Origin of the sequence: Xanthomonas cucurbitae (assembly GCF_002939885.1) — a bacterium.
GTDB classification, from domain to species: Bacteria; Pseudomonadota; Gammaproteobacteria; order Xanthomonadales; family Xanthomonadaceae; genus Xanthomonas; species Xanthomonas cucurbitae.
The window spans coordinates 15,463-36,231 of sequence record NZ_MDED01000035.1; the positions used below are offsets into that span (position 1 = coordinate 15,463).

Consider the following 20,769-nt stretch of genomic DNA (forward strand, 5'->3'; position numbering starts at 1 on the left):
AACGAATGCTGCTTCATCAGGGATGGCATGCGCCCCCCGCCTCCAGTGTGGCAGTGCTGGATCCATATGCACCAAGCACGCCACACGCAATAGGTCCAGTCCCACGATGGATCAGATCAACGGAGACAGCACAGTGTCTTTGGTGACTGTGTACTCTTCAGCACGTAACTCAGGCAGTCATTGGCCACGGCATCGTGGCTCCTCAGTGCTAGCACACTCGTTGGTGGGCACGTCTTGTTGCAGATGTGCGGGCTACTGCAACTGCACAAGCAACACGTTCAATTGCTCTGACAACAGCTCCAGGCAGAACCCCAACGCGTCCACGCAGACGGACGGCTGCCGCAACTGCTCTTCGGCCTGCGCGCGTGGCTGCGCCAGGCGCGCCAGAAACCGCATATGGTCGCGCAGTTGCTGCAAGCGGTATTGCGCGTGTTCTGGCAGGTAGTAGCCAGTGTTCGCATACAAGTGATGATGCGCCTCGGCCATTGGATCTCTCGCAGTGACCAATCAAGCAAGGCCACCGTTGTCGTATGCTGCCCCCGAGTTTGATTGCGGCAACGACTTGAGTTGTCGACAAAAGACTGGGAACTCATGGGAACAACTTGCGTAGCGGCCAACAAAGTTGCTGCGGACGGCCCAAGCCATCACATCTCGGTCCATCGCATCCGGCGCTAGAATGACGACGGCAGCATCGGTGACCTATGATGGCTACCGCGAGATGCCGTCCCGCCGGGCGCCACTGTACGGATACGCGTGTGACTGTCGATAGCAACTTTTCCTTCCTGCAGGAACACGATCCGGTCTTCTTCAAGCTGGCCTCGATGGCCGAGCAGGTCTTTGCCAGTGATCCCAACACCACGCTGATCAAGCTCCGGCAGTTCGCCGAAGCACTTGCCCAGGATCTCGCCGGGCGCGCCGGCATTCTCCACGATCAACGAACGACCCAGGCGGATCTGATCTACCAGCTCGCACGCGAGCTGCGCCTGGACCGGCGGATCCTGGAGCTGTTCCACGTATTGCGGGTCGAGGACAACAAGGCGACCCACAGCTTCACCACGCAACACCGCGAAGCGATGGATGGCCTGAAGGTCGCCCGCGACCTGGCGGTCTGGTACCACCGGGCCTTCGGCAGGAACACCGCCGAATTCAAGGCTGGTGCTTTCGTGCCCCCGAAGGATCCAGCCGCGCCGTTGCGCGACGTGCAGGCCGAGGTCCATCGCCTGAAAGCGGAGCTGGATACCGCCCGCCAGCAACACGACCAGAGCCAGGCGCTCGCCGAACTCAAGAACAGCGAAGCCAAGCTCAACGCCGAGCTTGCCGAAGCGATGGACGTCGAAGCGCGTGAGCAGTCGGCGCTGGCAGTCCAACGCGAACAGGAACTGCAACGGCTCCGCCAGGACTTCGAACAACGCATCGCCAGCCTGCAACAGCCGGACACCGCCCGCCCGGCCGCCACCCAACAGGTCGCCGGCGCCACCCAGCAGGCCAGCAACAACTTCGACCTCAGCGAAGACCTCACCCGCATCCTGATCGACCAACAGCTGCGCGAGGCCGGCTGGGAAGCAGACTCCCTCGACCTCACCCACGCCAAGGGCATCCGCCCGGAAAAAGGGCGCAATCTCGCCATCGCCGAGTGGCCCACCAAGGTGCCGCGCGCCAACGCCGACTATGTGCTGTTCGCCGGCCTCACGCCGGTCGCCGTCGTCGAGGCCAAGCGCAAGCAGATCAACATTGCCGACCGGATTCCCCAGGCCGAGCGCTACGCACGCGACTTCGTGATGAGCCGCGACCTGACACCCGCTTATTCGGCCACCATCCAGATCGCAGGCTGGGCCGATGGCCAGGGCGGCCATTTCCAGGTGCCGCTGGCATTCGCCTGCAACGGCCGTCCTTATGTCAAGCAGCTGGCCGAGCAATCGGGCATCTGGTTCCGCGACCTGCGCTCACCGGCCAATCTGCGGCGCCCGCTGCAGAAGTTCCACACGCCCGAGGACATCGCCGATCTGCTCACCCGCGATCGCGACCAGGCCGAGCGCGATCTGGCCCAGGAAGGCTTCGCCTACCTCAACCTGCGCGACTACCAGCAGCGCGCGATCCAGGCAGTGGAAGACGCGCTGGCATCGGGCTCACGCAACTGCCTGCTGGCGATGGCGACCGGCACCGGCAAGACGCGCACAATGATTGGCTTGATCTACCGTCTGCTCAAGGCCGAGCGCTTCCACCGGATTCTGTTCCTGGTCGACCGCTCCGCGCTCGGCACCCAGGCCACCGAGGCGATGCAGGACATGCAGCTGGAGCAGAACCAGACGCTGACGCAGATCTACAACCTCGATGGCCTGGACGACACCCGCACCGCCGATGAGACCCGTGTGCAGGTCGCCACTGTGCAGGCCATGGTCCGGCGCATTTTCCAGTCCGATGACCCGCCACCGATCGGAACCTTCGACTGCATCGTCGTCGACGAAGCCCACCGCGGTTACACGCTCGACCAGGAAATGACCGAAGGCGAGCTGGCCGTGCGCGACCACGCGCAATACCTGTCGCAATACCGCCGCGTGCTCGACTACTTCGATGCCTGCCGTATCGGCCTGACCGCCACGCCGGCCAAGCACACCACCGAGATCTTCGGCAAGCCGATCTACACCTATAGCTACCGCGAAGCAGTGGCAGATGACTGGCTGATCGACCACGAGCCGCCCATCCGCTATACCACCGCGCTCGGCAAGAACGGCATCCATTTCGATCGCGGCGAGCGCGTCAGCGTCATCAACACGCAGACCGGCGAAGTCGATACCGCAGACCTGGAAGACGAACTCGACTTCAATATCGAGTCGTTCAACCGGCGTGTGATAACCGCGGACTTCGACCGGGTCGTCTGCGAGCAGCTCGCCATCGAACTGGACCCGGACGGCGAGGAAAAGGCCCTGATCTTCTGCGTCAGCCAGCCCCACGCCGAGCGCGTCAAGAACCAGCTGGACGAGGCCTTCAAACAGGTCCATGGCAAGTACTACAACCAAGCCAGCGTCGCGGTGATCACCGGCAAAAGCGACAAGGTCGACCAGCTGATCCGCAACTACAAGAACGAGCGCCACCCCACTATCGCCATCACCGTCGACCTGCTGACCACCGGCATCGATGTGCCGCGTATCGCCAACCTGGTGTTCATGCGCCGGGTCCGCTCGCGCATTCTCTACGAACAGATGAAGGGCCGCGCCACCCGCCGCTGCGACGACATCGGCAAGACTGTATTCCGCATCTTCGATCCGGTCGATCTGTACACCGCGCTCGAAGACGTCGACACCATGCGCCCGCTGGTCAAGGACCCCAACATCAGCATCGAGCAACTGGTCCACGAGCTCAGCCAACAGCGCAGCTTCGATGCCCCAGGCAGCAACGGCGGCAGCCACGCCGACGACGCGCTCGACCAACTGAGCCAGCGCATCATGCGCGTGCTACGCAAGGCCCAGCATCGCGCCGAGCAGCGCCCGGATTTGCGCGACAAGCTCAGCGAGCTGGAAACCTCCTGGGGCGTGGCGCCCGCCGTGCTGCACACTCATCTGCACAAGCTCGGCGCGCGCAATGCCGCCAGCTTCCTCCGCGAGCACTCGCGCCTGGTGGAGCAACTGGCCGAAGTGGGCGTGCTGCTGGGCACGGACCGCTATCCGGTCATTTCCGAACACACTGACACCCTGCTCGAACGCGCACAGAACTATGGCGTCAACGAGGCCCCCACCGATTACCTGGACAGCTTCAACGCCTTCATCCGCGAGCAGATCAACCAGTCCGCCGCGCTCAGCGTCATCGTCAACCGCCCCCGCGACCTCACCCGCGCCCAGCTGCGTGAGGTACGCCTGCTGCTCGACCAGCACGGCTACAGCGAGGCCCACCTGCGCGGCGCGTGGCGCGACAGCACCCAGCAGGAGGTCGCCGCCAGCATCATCGGCTACATCCGCCGTGCCGCGCTGGGCGAGGCATTGGTGCCGTTCGAGCAGCGTGTCGACAAGGCCATGCAGAGCATCTATGCCCAGCGCAGCTGGACGCCGGTGCAGCGGCGCTGGCTCAAGCGGCTGGCCCAGCAGCTGATACACGAGGTGGTCATGGACCGCGACACCGTGCAACGCAACTTCAGCGGCGATGGCGGCGCCCTGCAGCTGGACCGCCTGCTCGATGGCCGGCTGGACCAGATCTTGGGCGATCTGGGCGAGCATCTGTGGGATCAGACTGGCTGAGTCAGTAATTGACACTGGCGTATGAGCCGATTAGTCGGGATAATCGGCTCATTCAAAGAGCCAATTAAATCGACCAATCGGCTCACCGATGCCCAACCGAACAACCGCCCCCTGCACTCGCTGGATCTGGCAACAGCCCGACTGGCCTCGCGTCCACTGGCAGGCCGATGCCCTGGCGGCACTGCTGCGCGACTGCCAGCACGCGCACGGCCAGCTGCTCGGCATGGCTGGCGCGGTCGCCGGCGACCAGCAGGCCGCCGAAGCGCTGGACACCCTGCTCTCCAACATCGTCACCTCCTCGGCCATCGAGGGCGAGCGGCTGGATGTCGGCTCGGTACGCTCCTCGCTGGCCCGCCATCTGGGCCTGGCCGAAGACAGCCCTCGCCGCACCACTGGCCGCAGCGAGGGGCTGGCCGCGCTGATGCTAGACGCCACCGGCCACCCCGACACCCCGCTGGACCTGCCCCGCCTGCTGCAATGGCACCGCTGGCTGTTTGCCGAACAGGACAGTCTGCTGCCCACGCGCATCCGCATTGGCGCGCTGCGTGGCGATGAGCCGATGCAGGTCGTCTCCGGCCGGCTCGACCGCCCCACCGTCCACTTCGAAGCCCCGCCGCGAGAGGGGCTCGACACCCAGCTCGCCGCCTTCCTCGACTGGTTCGCCAGCTCGCGCACCGACGCCACGCTGGACCCGCTGCTGCGTGCCGGCATCGCCCATCTGTGGTTCGTCACTCTGCACCCGTTCGACGACGGCAATGGCCGCCTCACCCGCGCACTCACCGATCTCGCCCTGGCCCAGGCGCAACCGCAGGCGATCCACTTCCATGCACTGTCGGCCAGCATCCTCGCCGACCGCAGCGGCTACTACCGCAGCCTGGAAACTACCCAGAAAGGCCTGCTCGACATCACCCACTGGTTACACTGGTTCCTCACTACCCTGCACGACAGCCTCATACAGGCACTGCACCGCATCGATCGAGTATTGGCCAAAGCACGCTTCTGGCAGCAGCATCACGCACAGCCGCTGTCGGCCGAACAGGTCAAGGTGCTCAATCGCCTGCTCGACGGCGGCGAACGCGGCTTCGAACACGGCATCAGCGCCTCGCAATACCAGGCCGTGGCCAAGGTCTCCAAGGCCACCGCCACCCGCCACCTGGCCGACCTGCTGGAAAAAGGCTGCCTGCGCCGCCTGCCCGGCAGTGGCCGCAGCACCCGTTACGCCATCAACACGCCGGCCTCCAGCATCGCGCTGCCGGCCCGCACCACTTCAGAACAAGGCAGCACCCCATGACCCATAACGATATCGTCCAGAAACTCTGGAACCTCTGCGACGTCCTGCGCGACGACGGCATCAACTACAGCGACTACGTCACCGAGCTGGTGCTGCTGCTGTTCGTCAAGATGGAATACGAGCAGGTACGCAACAACGACGCCTTCGAGCACAAGCTGCCCGCCGGCAGCCGCTGGCCTGATCTCAACGGCAAGTCCGGCCTCAACCTGCTCAATCACTACCGGCAAATGCTGCTGGACTTAGGGAAGAGCAGCGATCCAATGATCGCCGCCATCTACGCCGACGCGCAGACCCGCCTCAAGGAGCCGCGTCATCTGGAAACCCTGGTGACCGCGCTCGACGGGCTGGACTGGTTCAGCGCGCGCGAGGACGGCCTGGGCGACCTTTACGAAGGCCTGCTGCAGAAGAACGCCAACGAGACCAAGTCCGGCGCCGGCCAGTACTTCACCCCGCGCCCGCTGATCGACGCCATCATCCGCTGCCTGCAGCCGCAGCCCGGCGAAACCCTGCAGGATCCGGCCGCCGGTACCGCCGGCTTTCTGATCGCCGCCGATGCCTACATCAAGGCCAACACCGACGATCTGTACACGCTCGACGACAAAGCCCGCCGCTTCCAGCAGCACAAGGCCTATACCGGCATGGAGCTGGTGCCCGGCACCCGCCGCCTGGCGCTGATGAACTGCCTGCTGCACGGCCTGTCCGGCGAAGGCGCCGGCGTGGTCCAGCTCGGCAACAGCCTGGGTGATCCCGGCAAGAAACTGCCTCCCGTGAACATCATCCTGTCCAACCCGCCATTCGGCACCGCCAAGGGCGGCGGCGGACCCACCCGTGACGACCTCACCTACAAGACCAGCAACAAGCAGCTTGCCTTTTTGCAGCACATCTACCGAGGCCTGAAGCCCGGTGGCCGCGCCGCCGTGGTGCTGCCGGACAACGTGCTGTTCGAGGCCGGCGTCGGTACCGAGATCCGCCGCGACCTGATGGACAAGTGCAACCTGCACACCCTGCTGCGCCTGCCCACCGGCATCTTCTACGCGCAGGGCGTCAAGACCAATGTGCTGTTCTTCCAGAAAGGCACCGCCGCCAACCCGCGCCAGGACACCCACTGCACCCAGGCGACGTGGGTCTACGACCTGCGCAGCAACATGCCTAACTTCGGCAAGCGCACCCCGTTCGGGCCGGCGCATCTGAAACCGTTCGAGGAGGCCTACGGCACCGATCCCAACGGCGCCAACCCGCGCACCGATGAAGGGGAACAAGGGCGCTTCCGTTGCTTCACTCGCGCCCAGATCGCCGAGCGCGGCGACTCGCTGGACATCAGCTGGCTCAAGGACGCCGACAGCGTAGATGCCAGCAGCCTGCCCGCACCCGAAGTGCTGGCCGCCGAAGCGATGGCCGAACTCAGCGAAGCGCTGCGCGAACTCGACGCGCTGATGCAGGCGCTGGGCGCCGGTGATGAGGCGCTCGAACAGAAGCGGCTGCTGGCCGAGGTGATGGGGCTGGAAGTGACCAGCGGCGAGGTGGACGGTGAGTGAGTTGCCGGCTGGGTGGTGCACTAGCGCTCTTTCGGGTTTAGCGGACACAGTCAGAGGCGTTACCTACAACAAATCACAAGCTCAAAGCACCGCCGAAGAAGGCCTACTCCCCATTCTTCGCGCAAATAACATCAATTCCGGGAAGCTCGTCGTTGATGACCTGGTTTTCGTTCCAGAAGATTGCGTATCGAGGACGCAAGCCCTTTTGGCAGGCGACATCGTCGTCGCCATGTCCAGCGGAAGCCGAAGCATTGTGGGTAAAAGCGCACAGGTCGAGGCTCCATGGTCAGGTAGCTTTGGAGCCTTTTGCGGCGTGCTCCGTGCCTCGCAAGAAATTGATGCTCGCTATCTCTATCACTTCACTCAAAGTCGCGCGTACCGTGATCGTGTCTCGGAACTTGCGGCTGGCGTAAACATTAACAATCTAAAGCCCGGGCACTTCGAGGAAATTTCAGTCCCGCTCGCTCCGCTCGCAGAGCAAAAGCGCATCGCGCAGAAGCTGGATGCGCTGCTGGCCCAGGTCGACACCCTCAAGACCCGCATCGACGCCATCCCTGCCCTGCTCAAGCGCTTCCGTCAGTCCACACTCGCTGCGGCTTTTTCAGCGCGCCTAACCGGGAACGGCGACATCCCCGCTGAAGCTGTTCATTGGCAGGAGGTGAAATTTTCATCGGTGATCGAGGACCTGAGGTATGGCACCGCGCAGAAGTGCGACTATAACGGCGGTACTACTGGCGTACTTAGAATCCCCAACATTGGCAATAAGGGGATTGTTCTTGATGACATGAAGTCTTCCGACTTTTCAAAAACCGAGATCAAGAAGCTCGAACTCATGAAGGGGGATATCGTCCTGATTCGCTCGAACGGAAGCGTGGAGCTAGTTGGAAAGTCCGCTGTTGTATCCGAAAAAGAACAGGGTCTTCTATTTGCCGGATACTTAATTCGCGTTCGCCTTGATAAAGCGAAATCCATCCCGAGATTTGTCAATTATTGGCTCAAATCTCCTGCGATTCGCCAAGTGATCGAGCAGATCGCTAGATCCACGAGCGGCGTCAACAACATCAATAGCGACGAAATAAAGTCGCTAACATTCACTTTTCCCGCGCTTTCCGCCCAAGCCGAAATCGTCCGCCGCGTCGAGCAGCTCTTCGCCTACGCCGATCAGCTGGAAGCCAAGGTCGCAGCTGCGCGAAAGCGCATCGACGCCCTGACCCAGAGCCTGCTCGCCAAGGCCTTCTGCGGCGAACTGGTGCCGCAGGACCCCAGCGACGAACCGGCCAGCGTGCTGCTGGAACGCATCCGCGCCCAGCGCGCCGCCGCACCCAAACCAAAACGTGGCCGCAAGGCGGCAACAAGCTGACCCTGTGGCCCCCCATGTCACGATAGTTGTCCGCTCCCTTGAATCCTCAGATGGAGACCCAGATGGCCCGCTACAGCCTCGAACTCAACGACCAAATCGTCCGGCGGATGCAGCGAGGCCTGTACAGCGCGCGTCATTCACCCCTTGCGCGCCTGCAACCACGCCCGGATCTGCGGCACACGCTGGTCGCGCAGCTTGACCCGGGTCTGGATGGTGCTGATGGCGGTGTCCGCTTCGCGGCGTGAGGTGGGGGCGATGTACTTGTCGGCATAGGTCTTGATCTTGTCGACGGTCTTCAGGTCGAAAGAGCCATCGGCCAGGCCGGGGTAGTAGCGCGCACGCGAGGTGGTGTCGACCAATGCGTCGACCTGGCGGCGATGGGCAACGGCAAAATCGAACGCCAGCTCCGGGTGCTCTTTCGCCACCGTGCGGATCATGCTGGCGGCATTGGTTGCCCCGGGTTCGCTGGTGAGGGCCAGCGCCAGGGCGCGAGCAGCCAGTGCGGGGTCCTTGGCCTGGGCCAGATAGAGGTAGTCTTCGTCGCGCACCATTGCGGAGGGTTCCTTCTTCGCCATTGCCTGCAGCGTCTGCCAGGTGGCGGCATCGGCATGCCGGGCGACGATGCCGAGCACGGTGCTGCGCAGCTCCGGCGACAATGCGGCGGGCTTGGCCGGGAAGGCGGCGAAGCGGCGTTGCGCCTCGGCGATCACGGCGGGGTCGTCCAGCGAACTCAGCGAGATCATCAATTGCGCGCGCAATTGCTTGACCTGCGCGGTGTCGCCATCGCGCTCATCCCAGCCATAGCGGGCGAACACGGGTGCCAACCGCGCCAGCGCGTAGCGGCGCCAGGCGGCGCGGTCGGTTGCAGCGTTCTGGAACAGAACATCCAGGTCCACGAACGTGGCGGAGACGATTTTCCAAAGATCCGGCGCCGCATCGGCCGGCAAGCTGGCGGTGAGGTCGAGCAGGTCCGCATCCGGCTGCAGCCCGACCGTTGCCAGCGCAGCGGTGTCGAGCAGGATGCCCAGTTGGTCCACCACCGGCAGCGTCGGCAAGCGCGCGGTCAGCGCGGTGAACTGCGCAGGCGCATACAACGTGCGGTAGTAGCCCTTCTGGCCGGCGTTGACCAGCACCGGGGCATCGCAGCCGGGCACTTTGAGCTGCGCGGTGTGGTCCACCAGCACGCGCTGCGTGTTGCCAGCGCCGTCGCGCACGGTAACAGGCACGCGCCAGAGCAATGGCTTCTTGTTCGGCCGGTCCAGGGTGTATTCGCCCTGCTCCAGGGTGAGTGTGGTGGTACCGGCATCACAGCGGGTGCTGGTCGTTATCAGCGGTACGCCCGGTTGCTGGGTGAAGTCGTGGGCGATGTCGATGAAGTGCTTGCCGGGCGCCACCTTGTCGATCTGCTGCCACAACTGGCCGGTGACCGCATTGCCGTATTGATGCTGACGCAGATACTGCCGCACGCCGGTGCGCCAGTTGTCCGAACCGACATAGTCTTCCAGCATGCCGACCACCGCCTCGCCCTTGTCGTAGGTGATGGCGTCGAACGCCTGGCTGGCCTGCTCCACGGTGGCCACATGCTGCACCACCGGGTGGGTGGTGGCGTAGGCATCGAGCGCCATCGCGTTGCGGCTCTTGTAGGCCGGGCCGGTCTTGTCGATATCCCACTCCGGATGCAGCTTGGCGGTGGTGCGCGCCTCCATCCAGTTGGCGAAGCCTTCGTTGAGCCACAGGTCGTCCCACCACGCCATGGTCACCAGATTACCGAACCATTGATGGGCGATTTCGTGCGCGGCGATGGTGAACACGTCCTGTTTGTCGCTGACGGTGGAGACCGCCGGATCCAGCAGTAGGAAACGTTCGAAGGTGAAGATCGCGCCCCAGTTTTCCATCGCACCGAAGAACTGGCTGCTACCGGGCGCGGCATCGTTGTCCAGCTTGGGCAAGGGATAGGGAATGCCGAAGTAGGCGTTGTATTCGTGCAGCACATCGCGCGCGGACTGCAGTGCGAACCGCGCCTGATCCACCTTGCCCTTTTGCGCGATCACGCCGATCTCGGTGCCGTTGTCGGCGGTGACGGTGGCGCGCTCGAACTCGCCCATGCTGAGGAACAGCAGGTAGGTGGACATCTTCGGCGAGGTCTGGAAGGCGATGCGCGTGCGCCCGTTGGCACCCGGCATGGCGGAGGCCACCGGCATGTTGCTCACTGCCATCTGCCCGGACGGTGCGTTGACGACCAGATCGAAGGTGGCCTTGAAATTGGGTTCGTCCCAGGAAGGCACGAAGCGGCGCGCATCAGAATTCTCGAACTGGGTGAACAGCGCGCGGCGGGTGCCCTGCGCGGTGGGGTAATCCAGTGCGAACAGGCCCGTGGCCTGCGTGCCGATCGTGCCGCTGTAGTCCAGCGTGAGCAAATACTTGCCCGGCGCCAGCGCGGCGCCAGTGGCGATGCTGGCGGTTTGCGCGTCGGCATCGGTGGTGACCTTGGCCGCCACCGGGGCGCAGCCTGCCGGGGCCAGCGTGGCCTTGCCCAAGCGCAGATCCGCCGCCTGCAGCACGATGGCATCGGTAGGCGCCAGTACCTGGAGATCGATACTGACCTTGCCATCGAAGCGCATCGCCTCGGCATGCGGGGTGATCTCGATGGCGTAATGGCTGGGCCTGGCGGTGCGTGGCAGCTGGGTGGTGATGGCCGCTGGCGTCTTCGTGGCCGGCGCAGGTGCTGCAGCGTCGACATAGCCGGTCAGGGAGGTACCGGCCAGGGCCAACACGATGGCGGTCGCCAGGAAAAGACGCATGGGTAATCCTCGTAATGGAACGTCTGGACCTCAGCCGACCATGATCCCCTGCGCCTTCATCGGCGCGTACCGCCGGAAGTCATGCCAATGCTCACCAATCCTCAAACGGCAACGGCCCGGACTAGCCGGGCCGTTGTGTCTGCGATGCAACGTCAGCCGATCAGGCAAACGGGTCCTGCAACACCATGGTGTGGTCGCGGTCCGGGCCGGTGGACACGATGCTGATCGGGCAGCCGGCCAGCTCTTCCAGCGCGCGCAGGTAGGCGCGTGCGGCGGCCGGTAGCTTGTCCCATTCGGTGATGCCGTGGGTGTTCTCGGTCCAGCCCGGGAACTCCAGGTACACCGGGGTGCACTCTTCCCAGCCCTGCGCGTCCAGCGGCGCGTATTCGGTGCGCTTGCTGCGGTATTCGTAGGCGATGCAGACCTTGAGCTTTTCCATGCCATCGAGCACGTCGAGCTTGGTGATGCACAGGCCGGAGATGCCGTTGATGGCCACCGCACGCTTGAGCGCAACGATGTCCATCCAGCCGCAACGACGCGGGCGGCCGGTAGAGGCGCCGTACTCGGCCCCGCGGTCGCGGATGCCCTGGCCCACTTCGTCGTCCAGCTCGGTAGGGAACGGGCCGCCGCCCACGCGGGTGGCGTAGGCCTTGGCGATGCCCAGCACGTAGTCGATGGCGTCCGCGCCCACGCCGGTACCGGCCAATGCGCCGCCCACGGTGGTGTTGGAGCTGGTGACGTACGGGTAGGTGCCGTGGTCGATGTCCAGCAACGCGCCCTGCGCGCCTTCGAACAGCACCCGCTTGCCCTGCTTGCGCAGCTCGTGCAGGATGCCGGCCACATCCGACTTCATCGGCTGCACGTAATCGCCGAAGGCCAGTGCTTCGTCGAAGGTCTTCTGGAAGTCCACCGCGTCCACGCCCAGGTACTTGGTCAGCACGAAGTTGTGGTAATCCAGCGCGGTGCGCAGCAGTTCTTCCAGCTGCGCGGGGTAATGCAGGTCGGCGATGCGGATGCCGCGACGCGCCACCTTGTCTTCGTAGGCCGGCCCGATCCCGCGACCGGTGGTGCCGATGGCCTTGCCGCCGGCAGCCTTCTCGCGGGCCTGATCCAGGGCAATGTGGTAGGGCATGATCAGCGGCGCGGCCGGGCTGATCTTCAGGCGCGAACGCACTTCCACCCCAGCCGATTCCAGCTCGCCGATCTCCTTGATGAGTGCGGCCGGGGAGATCACCACGCCGTTGCCGATCAGGCACAGCGCATCGTCGCGCAGGATGCCGGAGGGAATCAGGTGCAAGACGGTCTTCTTGCCGTTGATGACCAAGGTGTGGCCGGCGTTGTGGCCGCCCTGGAAGCGGACGACCGCACCGATCTCCTCGGTGAGCAGATCAACGATCTTGCCTTTGCCTTCATCGCCCCACTGGGCACCGAGCACGACAACTGACTGACCCATGACGGGTGGACTCCTCAAGTTTTGCTGCGGCCATCGGGGCCGCGGGATGGGACCGGTTCGGGGCCGACGGCGCCACCGTAGGCACGCTCCATCGGGGAGCGTGGCAGCGACCAGACGCACCGACACGGAAAAAGCCGAACGGAGTGCTCTGGTTGGAGCGTGCCCGGCCGGCTTTTGTGCATTATCCGGGTTTCTGGCGACATGCACTACCCCCGGCGCGCGGGAACGCGGCCGCCTGGTCGAGCAGGGGCTTGGCACAGGCCGCATGGCGGCACCCATGCCTCTTCACGTTTCTCCCGATACCGCTCACCGCAGGCGGATCAATGACGCACGATCCACAGCCCGATGACGGCCAGCACCAGGGTCGCCGCGCCGATGGCCCGCACCTGCGCGATCGGCAGGCTGAAGAGCTGATCGATCATGCGCTTCCAGGCGATCGGCACGGCGAACAGCAGCAGCCCTTCGATGATGAAGATCAGGCATAGGGCGGTCAGCAAGTCATGCATGGGCGATGCCGGTGTCCGGGGGACCGGTAGTGTGCCCCGGATCCGCCGCCCGACACGCATCCCGCGTAGGAGCGCACCCGGGCGCGATGGGCATTCCCGGTAAGGCGCTCAAAGCCAGCCGGTAAGGCGCTCGCGCCCAGGTGCGCTCCTACACGCTCAGAACCCGTTGGTCTGGCATGGGCTTCCAGGCGATCGGCATGGTGTGTGGCAGCACGCTTTCGATGACGAAGATCAGGCACAGGGCGGTCAGCAAGTCATGCATGGGCGATGCCGGTGTCCGAGGGACCGGTAGTGTGCCCCGGATCCGCCGCACGACACGCGACCTGCGTAGGAGCGCACCCGGGCGCGATGGGCATTCCCGGTAAAGCGCTCGCGCCCAGGTGCGCTCCTACACGCTTGGAGCCAGCTTGCCTGGCAAGGGCTTCCAGGCGATCGGCATGGTGTGTGGCAGCACGCTTTCGATGATGAAAATCAGGCACAGGGCGGTCAGCAAGTCATGCATGGGCGATGCCGGTGTCCGGGGGACCGGTAGTGTGCCCCGGATCCGCCGCACGACACGCGACCTGCGTAGGAGCGCACCCGGGCGCGATGGGCATTTCCGGTAAGGCGCTCAAAGCCAGATGGCGTTCCAGAACGGATAGTCCCCGACCCGAGTGACCAGTCCGGCCCTCAGCGGGTTGGCAACGACGTAACGCGCTGCGGCGGGCAGGTCGTCGTCCTTGCGCACTGCATGGTCATGGTAGCTACGGCTCCACACCGGTGCACCGGACCGACGCTGCGCGTTCACCGCACGCGCCGAGCACGCTTTCATGCGCGAGACGACGTCGGCCAGTCCGGCGACGTGTCCAAGTTGCAACAACCAATGCGCGTGATCCGGCATCAGCACCCAGGCCAGCAGCCTGGCATCGGGAGGTATTGCTGCAGTGAATGCCCGGCAGGCGGTTGCTGCAAGCTGAAAATCTGCAAATACAGTGCGACGCTGCCATGTCGTGGTGGTCAGCAGGTAGCAGGCGTTGGGTGTACCGTGCCTGCCGCGGCGCAGCGCGCGATGGCCTGGGGAGCGAGCATTCACCATGAGGCAATGCTGATGGTGATCGTCGGTGTGCGGTATCGGCGTTTGGTGGGGGTTGCTGTCGGAGATGTTCGCGACGGCAGGTGTTTTGTGGAGCGCTCCTATCAGGAGCCAGCGTAGGAGCGCACCTGGGCGCGAGGGCTTTGCCGGTAACGCTCCGTCGCGCCCGGGTGCGCTCCTACGGAAAGTCGCGGATCGTCGGGTACGGCGGCACGGCCAATCCATGCGTGGCCAGCCAAGCACCCGGGCGCGAGGGGCATTCCCGGTAAGGCGGTCGCGCCCAGGTGCGCTCCTACGGCTGGGGGGTGCGCCTGCCTGCTGGGCGGGAGAGCCTCATACGACAACGCCCGCATTACGCGGGCGTTGTCTGTTCAACGCAAAGCGACTCAGCGATCGCTCTTGAGGTATTGCAGGAACGGGTCGTTCTTGTCCAGCACCACCACGCCATTGCCGTCGGCCATCGACTCGCGATAGGCCTCCAGGCTACGATAGAAGGCGTAGAACGAAGGGTCCTTGGAACCGGCCTGCCCGTAGATACGCGCAGCTTGCGCATCGCCTTCGCCGCGTAGCTTCTGTGCATCGCGCTCGGCGTCGGCCTTGATGACGGTGCTTTCGCGGTCGGCCTGGGCACGGATGGTCAGAGCCTGCTCTTCGCCTTCGGCGCGCAGCTTGCTGGCCTCCTGCTTGCGCTGGGCACGCATCCGCTCGTAGACGTCGGTAATCACCTGGCTGTCGGTGGGCAGGTCGATCTGCTTGATACGCAGGTCGGTGATCTGCATGCCTAAGCCCTTGATGGCACCGTTGATGCCCTTGAGCTGGCTGGCGATCAGCTCGCTGCGGTCGCCGGAAACCAGCTGCTGCAGGGTGCGCGAGTTGATCTGGTTGCGCAGCGAGTCGGTGATGATCGGCGCCAGGCGCGAGTTGGCCACCGACTCCTCACCGCCGGTAGCACGGTAGAACGCCCGCACATCGGAGATGTAGCCGATCGCGAAGAAGTCCACGCTCACGTCCTTCTGCTCGGCGGTGAAGTAACGCGCCGGGGCGGTATCCAGCACCTGGAAGCGGCGATCGAACACGCGCACCGATTCCACCATCGGAATCTTGAAATGCAGGCCAGGCTTGAGGTCGGCACGCACCACGCGGCCCAGGTTGAGCACCATGGCGGTCTGGTCTTCGCGCACCACGAAGACCGAGCCCAGCAGGCCCAGCAACACGGCGACGATCAGGCCGATGACTAGCGAATTCTTCATTATTCGGTTCCTTCACGGCCGGTAGGACGCGGGCCACGTTCCGGATTGCGGATGGCTTCGCTGCTGGCGCCCTGCGGCGGATTGAGCAACACGTCCTGCGGCACCATCGACGGCACGCCACCAGCGTTGCCAGCGCTGCCGGAGGACTTGCCGGCATCGGCGGGCAACGGCACGTAGATGACCTGACGACCATCGCTGCCGATCACCTTGCGGTTCTCGGACAACACCTTCTGCACGGTTTCCAGCCACAGCCGCTTGCGGGTGACCTCCGGGGCGCCGGCGTACTGTTCCTGCAGCAGCGCGAAGCGGTCCGCGTCACCCTCGGCCTTGGAGATCACCGCCTGCTTGTAGCCTTCGGCGCCGGTACGGGTGCGTGCACCCTGGCCGCGCGCCTCCGGCACCACCTTGGCGGCGTAGGCCTGGGCTTCGTTGATCAGGCGCTCGCGCACCTGTTGGGCACCGTTGACCTCGTCGAAAGCCGGCTTCACTTCTTCCGGCGGGCGGGCGTCGGGCAAGGTCACGCCGGTGACCGCCAGGCCGGTGTTGTAGGCATCCAGCGCCGCCTGCAGGCGGTCCTTGGACGCGATCGCCAACGGGCCGCGATTGTTGAGCACGGTATTGAGATCGGAACGACCGACCTGCTCGCGCACCGCACTCTGCGCAGCCTGCTCCAGCACCAGCTCGGCATTGCGCGAGCCGAACAGGTACTTGCGCGGGTCGCTGATCTGGTACTGCACGTTGAGCGAGACGTTGACGATGTTCTCATCGCGCGTCAGCACCGGCACCTGATTGCTGAAGGTCTTGATCTCGGTGGCATTGACCTTGCGCACCGACTCGATCGGCCAGGGCAGCTTGAAATTCGGGCCGGGCTGCAGGATGCGCGAGAACTGGCCGAAGCGCAGCACCACGCCACGCTGCTGTTCGCCGATGAGCTGGAAGCTGGAGAACAGCACCATCAGCGCCACTGCGACCAGGATCCAGCGACCCACGCCGCCGTCGAACAGCTCTTTCAATGGCGCGGGCAGATTGCCCCAGCCACCACCATTGCCGCCGCCACGCGGCCCCCAGGACCTGCGACGGTTGGGGTCCGGGCCATCTCCGCCCTTGTTGCCGGGTGTGTTCCAGGCCATGCACGCTCCGTGATCGAGGGGCGATGCGGGCCAGTCCCGCAGTGCCGCCGTGTTGTGTGTTTCGCCGATTCTACTAGATGGGGCAGATGGACCGTTTTGAAAGGCCCGGATCGGTGCATCGGCGGTTTAGCCGCCGGGGCGGATCGGGAGGCGACCAGAACCGAGCAACCCGCAGTGGCTCTGCGAGGGCGGCAATCCGGTGACCGCGCGAAGTTGCGCTGCCGGGCAACGGCCTGCAGCGGATATTCGAGTGTTGCCCGCCCGATCGCACGGGTCCAGCAGGGCCGATGCTGAGGCGCCGGCCACCGGCCTGATGCACGCTGACGAGCTGACGCGGCGGATGCACGGCGACACGCGCCCTCGCTTGCGCAGTCCACCACCACGAAGGTGCGCCAGTCCTATCCAGGCGGGATGGGCAAGCATGATGGGGCGGCGAGCAATGGCCACTCCCTCATCTTCCACGCCCTTCTTTCATGCGGTGCTCTGCCTGCTCGCCCGACGCGGCCTGACCCAGGCGATCAAGCGGTCGGCGGTTCGTCCTTCTGGTTGAACACACGCTCCATCACTTCCAGCAGCTCGTCTTCAGAGAACGGCTTGGTGATGTAGGCGCGCGCACCCTGGCGCATGCCCCACATGCGGTCGGTGTCCTGGTCCTTGGTGGTCACCAGGATCACCGGGATGTGCTGGGTGGTGGGCTCGCGCTTGAGCGTGCGGGTAGCCTGGAAGCCGTTGAGGTTGGGCATGACCACATCCATCAGCACCAGATCCGGAAGCGACGCCTTGGCCGCTTCCACGCCGGCGGCGCCGTCGGTGGCGGTGATGGTTTCGTGTCCCAGCTTTTCGACGATGCGCTGAATCCCCAGCAGCTGCGATGGCGAGTCGTCGACGATCAGAATGCGTGCCATGTGTTCCCCCTAGTGTGCGGCGAGTGTAGTGCGCCGGCTGCGCTTTCGGTAGGTTGACCGGGCCAGCTGTCTGGCGCCTGGCGAATGTTGTGGCATGCGCAGGAGCGGGGCTTGTTTCCTTCTCCCGTCGGGAGAAGGTGGCGCGCAGCGCCGGATGAGGGTACGGCTGCAATTGAATGGCGCAGATCGACGTTGACTGCTGCATTGCCGGCTCGGCGTACCCTCATCCCCCCTCGCTCCGTGCCCCAGCCCGCGCCAGCGGCGCGGGCGCTCCGAGGCACGCGCGCCAATGGCGCGCAAGCCATGCCTCATCGCCCCGCAGGGAGGGGGGCTCCGACTCAAGACTCACACCGTCTCGCCAAACGCCTTGGCGAGGTTGCGGTACGCCTTCTTCTGCGCGTCGTCAGCAGGAGCCGGAGCCAGGATTTCCAGCTCCACGATCTGATCGCCCGGGGTCGTACCCGGCAAGCCGCGACCGCGCAGGCGCAGCTTGCGCCCAGCATCCGAGTCGGCAGGCACCTTCAACTCCACGGAGCCGCCCAGGGTGGGCACGCTGATGGTGGTGCCCAGCGCGGCCTGCCAGGGCATCACCTGCAGGGTGTAGAGAATGTTGCGCCCGTCCACCTCGAAGTGCGGGTGTGCGGCGTACTCGATCTCCAGCAACAGGTTGCCTCCCCCATTGCCCTGCCCGCTCAGGCGAATCACCTGGCCGGGCTGCACGCCCTTGGGCACGCGCACGTCCAGCTGCCTGCCGTTGATGGTGATGCGCACGCTATCGCCCGAATGCACCGCTTCCAGCGGCACCGCCAGCTTGGCGCGGGTGTCGCCACGCGCCTGCGGGCCGGCCCCGGCCCCGGCGCCGGGGCCAGCACCCGGCCCGCGTGCACGGCCACCGCGCTGGCCGGCGAACAGGCTTTCGAAGAAGTCGCTGAAGCCGCCGCCGGCGCCGCCGTTGCCGAACACTTCCTCGAAATCGAAGCCCTGGCCGCCGCCATGACCCGGCGGCGCCTGGAATTCGTCGCCCGGACGGTAGCCCTGCGCCTTCAATTGGTCGTAAGCCTTGCGCTTTTGCGGGTCGCGCAGCGCCTCGTAGGCTTCGTTGATGGCCTTGAACTTGTCTTCGGCGCCGGCTTCCTTGCTGACGTCGGGGTGGTACTTGCGCGCAAGCCGGCGATACGCGGTCTTGATCTCCGCATCGCCTGCGCTGGGCTCCACGCCCAGCGTTGCGTAGTAATCCTTGAATTCCATCTAATCACCTCTGGAAAAAAAACGGCCCGCAGCCGGGGCCACGAGCCTGTTCGATCAGTCGGCACCTGGTTGACACGGCAGCGGTGACGCGGTGGATGGCCGTCGCCTGGACACGCCGTGCCCTCCGATCCGGATACCCACCGCGCCGCCTGGCGCTGACGCAACTGAAGGTGCCAACCGCTCCATTCGCAGCCTGGCAGGCGACCGCGCCTATTCTACGGCGCGGCCGTCACCGGAGAGCGAAGCCGATGACTTCGCCCAAGGCCGGTTGCTTCGCAACGACACCCGCGTACCGACCCTGGCCATGCCGGCCGGCCCGTCCCGCGGCTTGCGCCTATCGCGCCTGCCGGGGCCGGATCGGCCAGCGAGCTGAGCCGATACGGCGGTTCCGCACTTACTGTGCCCGGCCGCTGGCCTCCTGCCCGTTGCCGACCTGAATGCGACGCGGGGTGGCCGCAGGGCGCTTGGGAATGCGGATTTCCAGCACCCCGTTGTGGCCAGCGGCGGTGATGCCATCGGCATCGGCACTGTCGGGCAGCGCAAAGCGGCGATGGAAACTGCCGTAGCGGCGCTCGATGCGCGAGAAGCGCTCGGTGTCGGTGCTGGATTCGCCCTTGCGCTCGCCCTTGATCGACAGGATGCCCTTGTCCATCTGCACTTCGATCTGGCCCGGGTCGATGCCCGGCAGATCGGCGTACAGCACGAAGTGATTGGGTTCTTCCTTGATGTCCACGCGTGGCACCCACTGCGCAGTGACCACGGCCGATTCGTCGGTCTCGCCGTTTTGCTCGAAGAAGCGGTCGAATACGTGCTTGATCTCGTTTTGTAGGGCGTGCGTGGGCCACTGGGGATAACGAACGATGTTCATGGCAAGCCTCCAACAGGTTGGGTGAAGGGCCAGCGGCGATGGCGTGCACCGCTGCGCCGGCCATGTGCGTCAGATAGGCATCGGGTTGCGGATTTCAAGCGTGTTGACGCGCTTTTTCCCTGCCCTTTTCTAGACTGCGTTCAGCCACAGGAGCCCCGCCCCATGACCATCGCCGTTGGTGACAGCATTCCCGAAGTCGTGCTCAAGCGCCTGCGCGAGGGCATTGAAGCGGTCGACACGCAGACGCTGTTCGCAGGCCGCAAGGTGTTGCTGTTTGCGGTGCCGGGGGCGTTTACTCCCACGTGTTCGGCCAAGCACCTGCCAGGCTATGTGGAGCACTTCGAGGCCTTCCGCAAACGCGGCATCGAGGTGCTGTGCACCGCCGTCAACGACCCCTTCGTCATGCAGGCATGGGGGCGCAGCCAGCTGGTGCCCGACGGCCTGCACCTGCTACCCGACGGCAACGCCGAACTGGCCCGCGCGCTCGGTTTGGAAATCGACGCCAGCGGCTCGGGCATGGGCCTGCGTTCGCGCCGTTATGCGCTGTATGCCGACGACGGCGTAGTCAAGGCCTTGTTCGTCGAAGCGCCTGGCGAGTTCAAGGTCTCTGCCGCCGATTACGTGTTGCAGCACCTGCCCGACTGACGTCTCGCCCACCGCCCACGTAGGCGGGTACGCCGACCAAGTGCTCGCATGCCGAGCACAACCTGCGCGACGAAGAACACGCCGATGCATCGGCCGACATGTTGGAAGGCGGGATCGGCAAGTGCCTCCAAGCCTGATGTGCTTCGATCCCCCGTAGGAGCGCACCCGGGCGCGATGAGGCTTTCCCGGTAACGCTCCGTCGCGCCCGGGTGCGCTCCTACAGATCGAGCACAATCAAGGCAGCGACTTGCGCAGCGAAGAACATGCCGACGCATTGGCCGACATGTTGGAAGGCGGGATCGGCAAGTGCCTCCAAGCCTGATGTGCTTCGCCCCCCCGTAGGAGCGCACCCGGGCGCGACGAAGCTTTCACGGTAACGCTCCATCGCGCCCGGGTGCGCTCCTACAGATCGAGCACAATCAAGGCAGCGACTTGCGCAGCGAAGAACATGCCGACGCATTGGCCGACATGTTGGA

Annotated in this window: 17 protein-coding genes; 5 read left to right on the top strand and 12 right to left on the bottom strand. The window is 65.0% G+C overall.

Translation table 11 applies throughout. The features are described from left to right. Positions 1-252: 252 nt before the first annotated feature. Entirely contained in the window at positions 253-486 is a 234-nt protein-coding gene (locus XcuCFBP2542_RS15605) for an XAC0095 family protein (RefSeq protein ID WP_104604686.1), read from the bottom strand. A 269-nt stretch (positions 487-755) separates the two neighbouring features. Between XcuCFBP2542_RS15605 and hsdR the strand changes: the two genes are divergently transcribed. The 4 genes from hsdR to XcuCFBP2542_RS15625 all read left to right on the top strand — a co-directional run bounded on the left by hsdR (position 756) and on the right by XcuCFBP2542_RS15625 (position 8,415). Next, positions 756-4,229, top strand: coding sequence for a type I restriction-modification system endonuclease (hsdR, locus tag XcuCFBP2542_RS15610; protein WP_104604688.1), 3,474 nt, complete (start codon positions 756-758; stop codon positions 4,227-4,229). A gap of 88 nt (positions 4,230-4,317) precedes the next feature. Beyond that, a complete protein-coding gene (locus tag XcuCFBP2542_RS15615; RefSeq protein WP_104604690.1) occupies positions 4,318-5,520 on the top strand; it encodes a Fic family protein in 1,203 nt (400 codons plus the stop codon). Beyond that, the gene (locus XcuCFBP2542_RS15620; RefSeq protein WP_104604692.1) at positions 5,517-7,055 is read left to right on the top strand and encodes a class I SAM-dependent DNA methyltransferase; all 1,539 of its coding nucleotides are present in this window, start codon (positions 5,517-5,519) and stop codon (positions 7,053-7,055) included. Before XcuCFBP2542_RS15615 ends, XcuCFBP2542_RS15620 begins: the two co-directional genes overlap by 4 nt. After that, positions 7,048-8,415, top strand: coding sequence for a restriction endonuclease subunit S (locus XcuCFBP2542_RS15625; RefSeq protein WP_104604694.1), 1,368 nt, complete (start codon positions 7,048-7,050; stop codon positions 8,413-8,415). Before XcuCFBP2542_RS15620 ends, XcuCFBP2542_RS15625 begins: the two co-directional genes overlap by 8 nt. A gap of 137 nt (positions 8,416-8,552) precedes the next feature. Here XcuCFBP2542_RS15625 and XcuCFBP2542_RS15630 read toward each other — a convergent pair whose 3' ends face one another. The 11 genes from XcuCFBP2542_RS15630 to XcuCFBP2542_RS15675 form a co-directional block, all read right to left on the bottom strand. After that, entirely contained in the window at positions 8,553-11,216 is a 2,664-nt protein-coding gene (locus XcuCFBP2542_RS15630; protein ID WP_104604695.1) for a M1 family metallopeptidase, read from the bottom strand. 160 nt (positions 11,217-11,376) lie between these two features. After that, positions 11,377-12,669: an adenylosuccinate synthase gene (locus XcuCFBP2542_RS15635; protein ID WP_104604697.1), complete on the bottom strand. Its 1,293-nt coding sequence runs from the start codon at positions 12,667-12,669 to the stop codon at positions 11,377-11,379. Between the two features lie 320 nt (positions 12,670-12,989). Next, positions 12,990-13,175, bottom strand: coding sequence for a DUF2065 domain-containing protein (locus XcuCFBP2542_RS15640; RefSeq protein ID WP_104604699.1), 186 nt, complete (start codon positions 13,173-13,175; stop codon positions 12,990-12,992). 148 nt (positions 13,176-13,323) lie between these two features. After that, entirely contained in the window at positions 13,324-13,437 is a 114-nt protein-coding gene (locus XcuCFBP2542_RS15645; protein ID WP_104604701.1) for a DUF2065 family protein, read from the bottom strand. Between the two features lie 126 nt (positions 13,438-13,563). Then, positions 13,564-13,677 (bottom strand): DUF2065 family protein, encoded by a 114-nt coding sequence (locus tag XcuCFBP2542_RS19405; RefSeq protein WP_146090345.1) that lies wholly within the window; start codon positions 13,675-13,677, stop codon positions 13,564-13,566. A gap of 108 nt (positions 13,678-13,785) precedes the next feature. Beyond that, entirely contained in the window at positions 13,786-14,250 is a 465-nt protein-coding gene (locus XcuCFBP2542_RS15650; RefSeq protein WP_104604703.1) for an REP-associated tyrosine transposase, read from the bottom strand. A 383-nt stretch (positions 14,251-14,633) separates the two neighbouring features. Continuing rightward, a complete protein-coding gene (gene hflC, locus XcuCFBP2542_RS15655; RefSeq protein WP_104604705.1) occupies positions 14,634-15,497 on the bottom strand; it encodes a protease modulator HflC in 864 nt (287 codons plus the stop codon). Beyond that, on the bottom strand, positions 15,497-16,627 hold the full coding sequence (gene hflK, locus XcuCFBP2542_RS15660) for an FtsH protease activity modulator HflK (protein WP_104604707.1): 1,131 nt from the start codon (positions 16,625-16,627) through the stop codon (positions 15,497-15,499). The genes hflC and hflK overlap by 1 nt, the downstream gene beginning before the upstream one ends. 518 nt (positions 16,628-17,145) lie before the next feature. Further along, positions 17,146-17,532 (bottom strand): twitching motility response regulator PilH, encoded by a 387-nt coding sequence (gene pilH / locus XcuCFBP2542_RS15665; protein ID WP_104604709.1) that lies wholly within the window; start codon positions 17,530-17,532, stop codon positions 17,146-17,148. Positions 17,533-17,877: 345 nt separating this feature from the next. After that, the gene (locus XcuCFBP2542_RS15670; RefSeq protein WP_104604711.1) at positions 17,878-18,780 is read right to left on the bottom strand and encodes a DnaJ C-terminal domain-containing protein; all 903 of its coding nucleotides are present in this window, start codon (positions 18,778-18,780) and stop codon (positions 17,878-17,880) included. 394 nt (positions 18,781-19,174) lie between these two features. After that, entirely contained in the window at positions 19,175-19,648 is a 474-nt protein-coding gene (locus tag XcuCFBP2542_RS15675) for an Hsp20/alpha crystallin family protein (RefSeq protein ID WP_104604713.1), read from the bottom strand. Positions 19,649-19,810: 162 nt separating this feature from the next. Between XcuCFBP2542_RS15675 and XcuCFBP2542_RS15680 the strand changes: the two genes are divergently transcribed. Beyond that, complete coding sequence (locus XcuCFBP2542_RS15680; protein ID WP_104604715.1) at positions 19,811-20,293, top strand: peroxiredoxin; 483 nt, start codon at positions 19,811-19,813, stop codon at positions 20,291-20,293. The last annotated feature ends 476 nt before the right edge of the window (positions 20,294-20,769 follow it).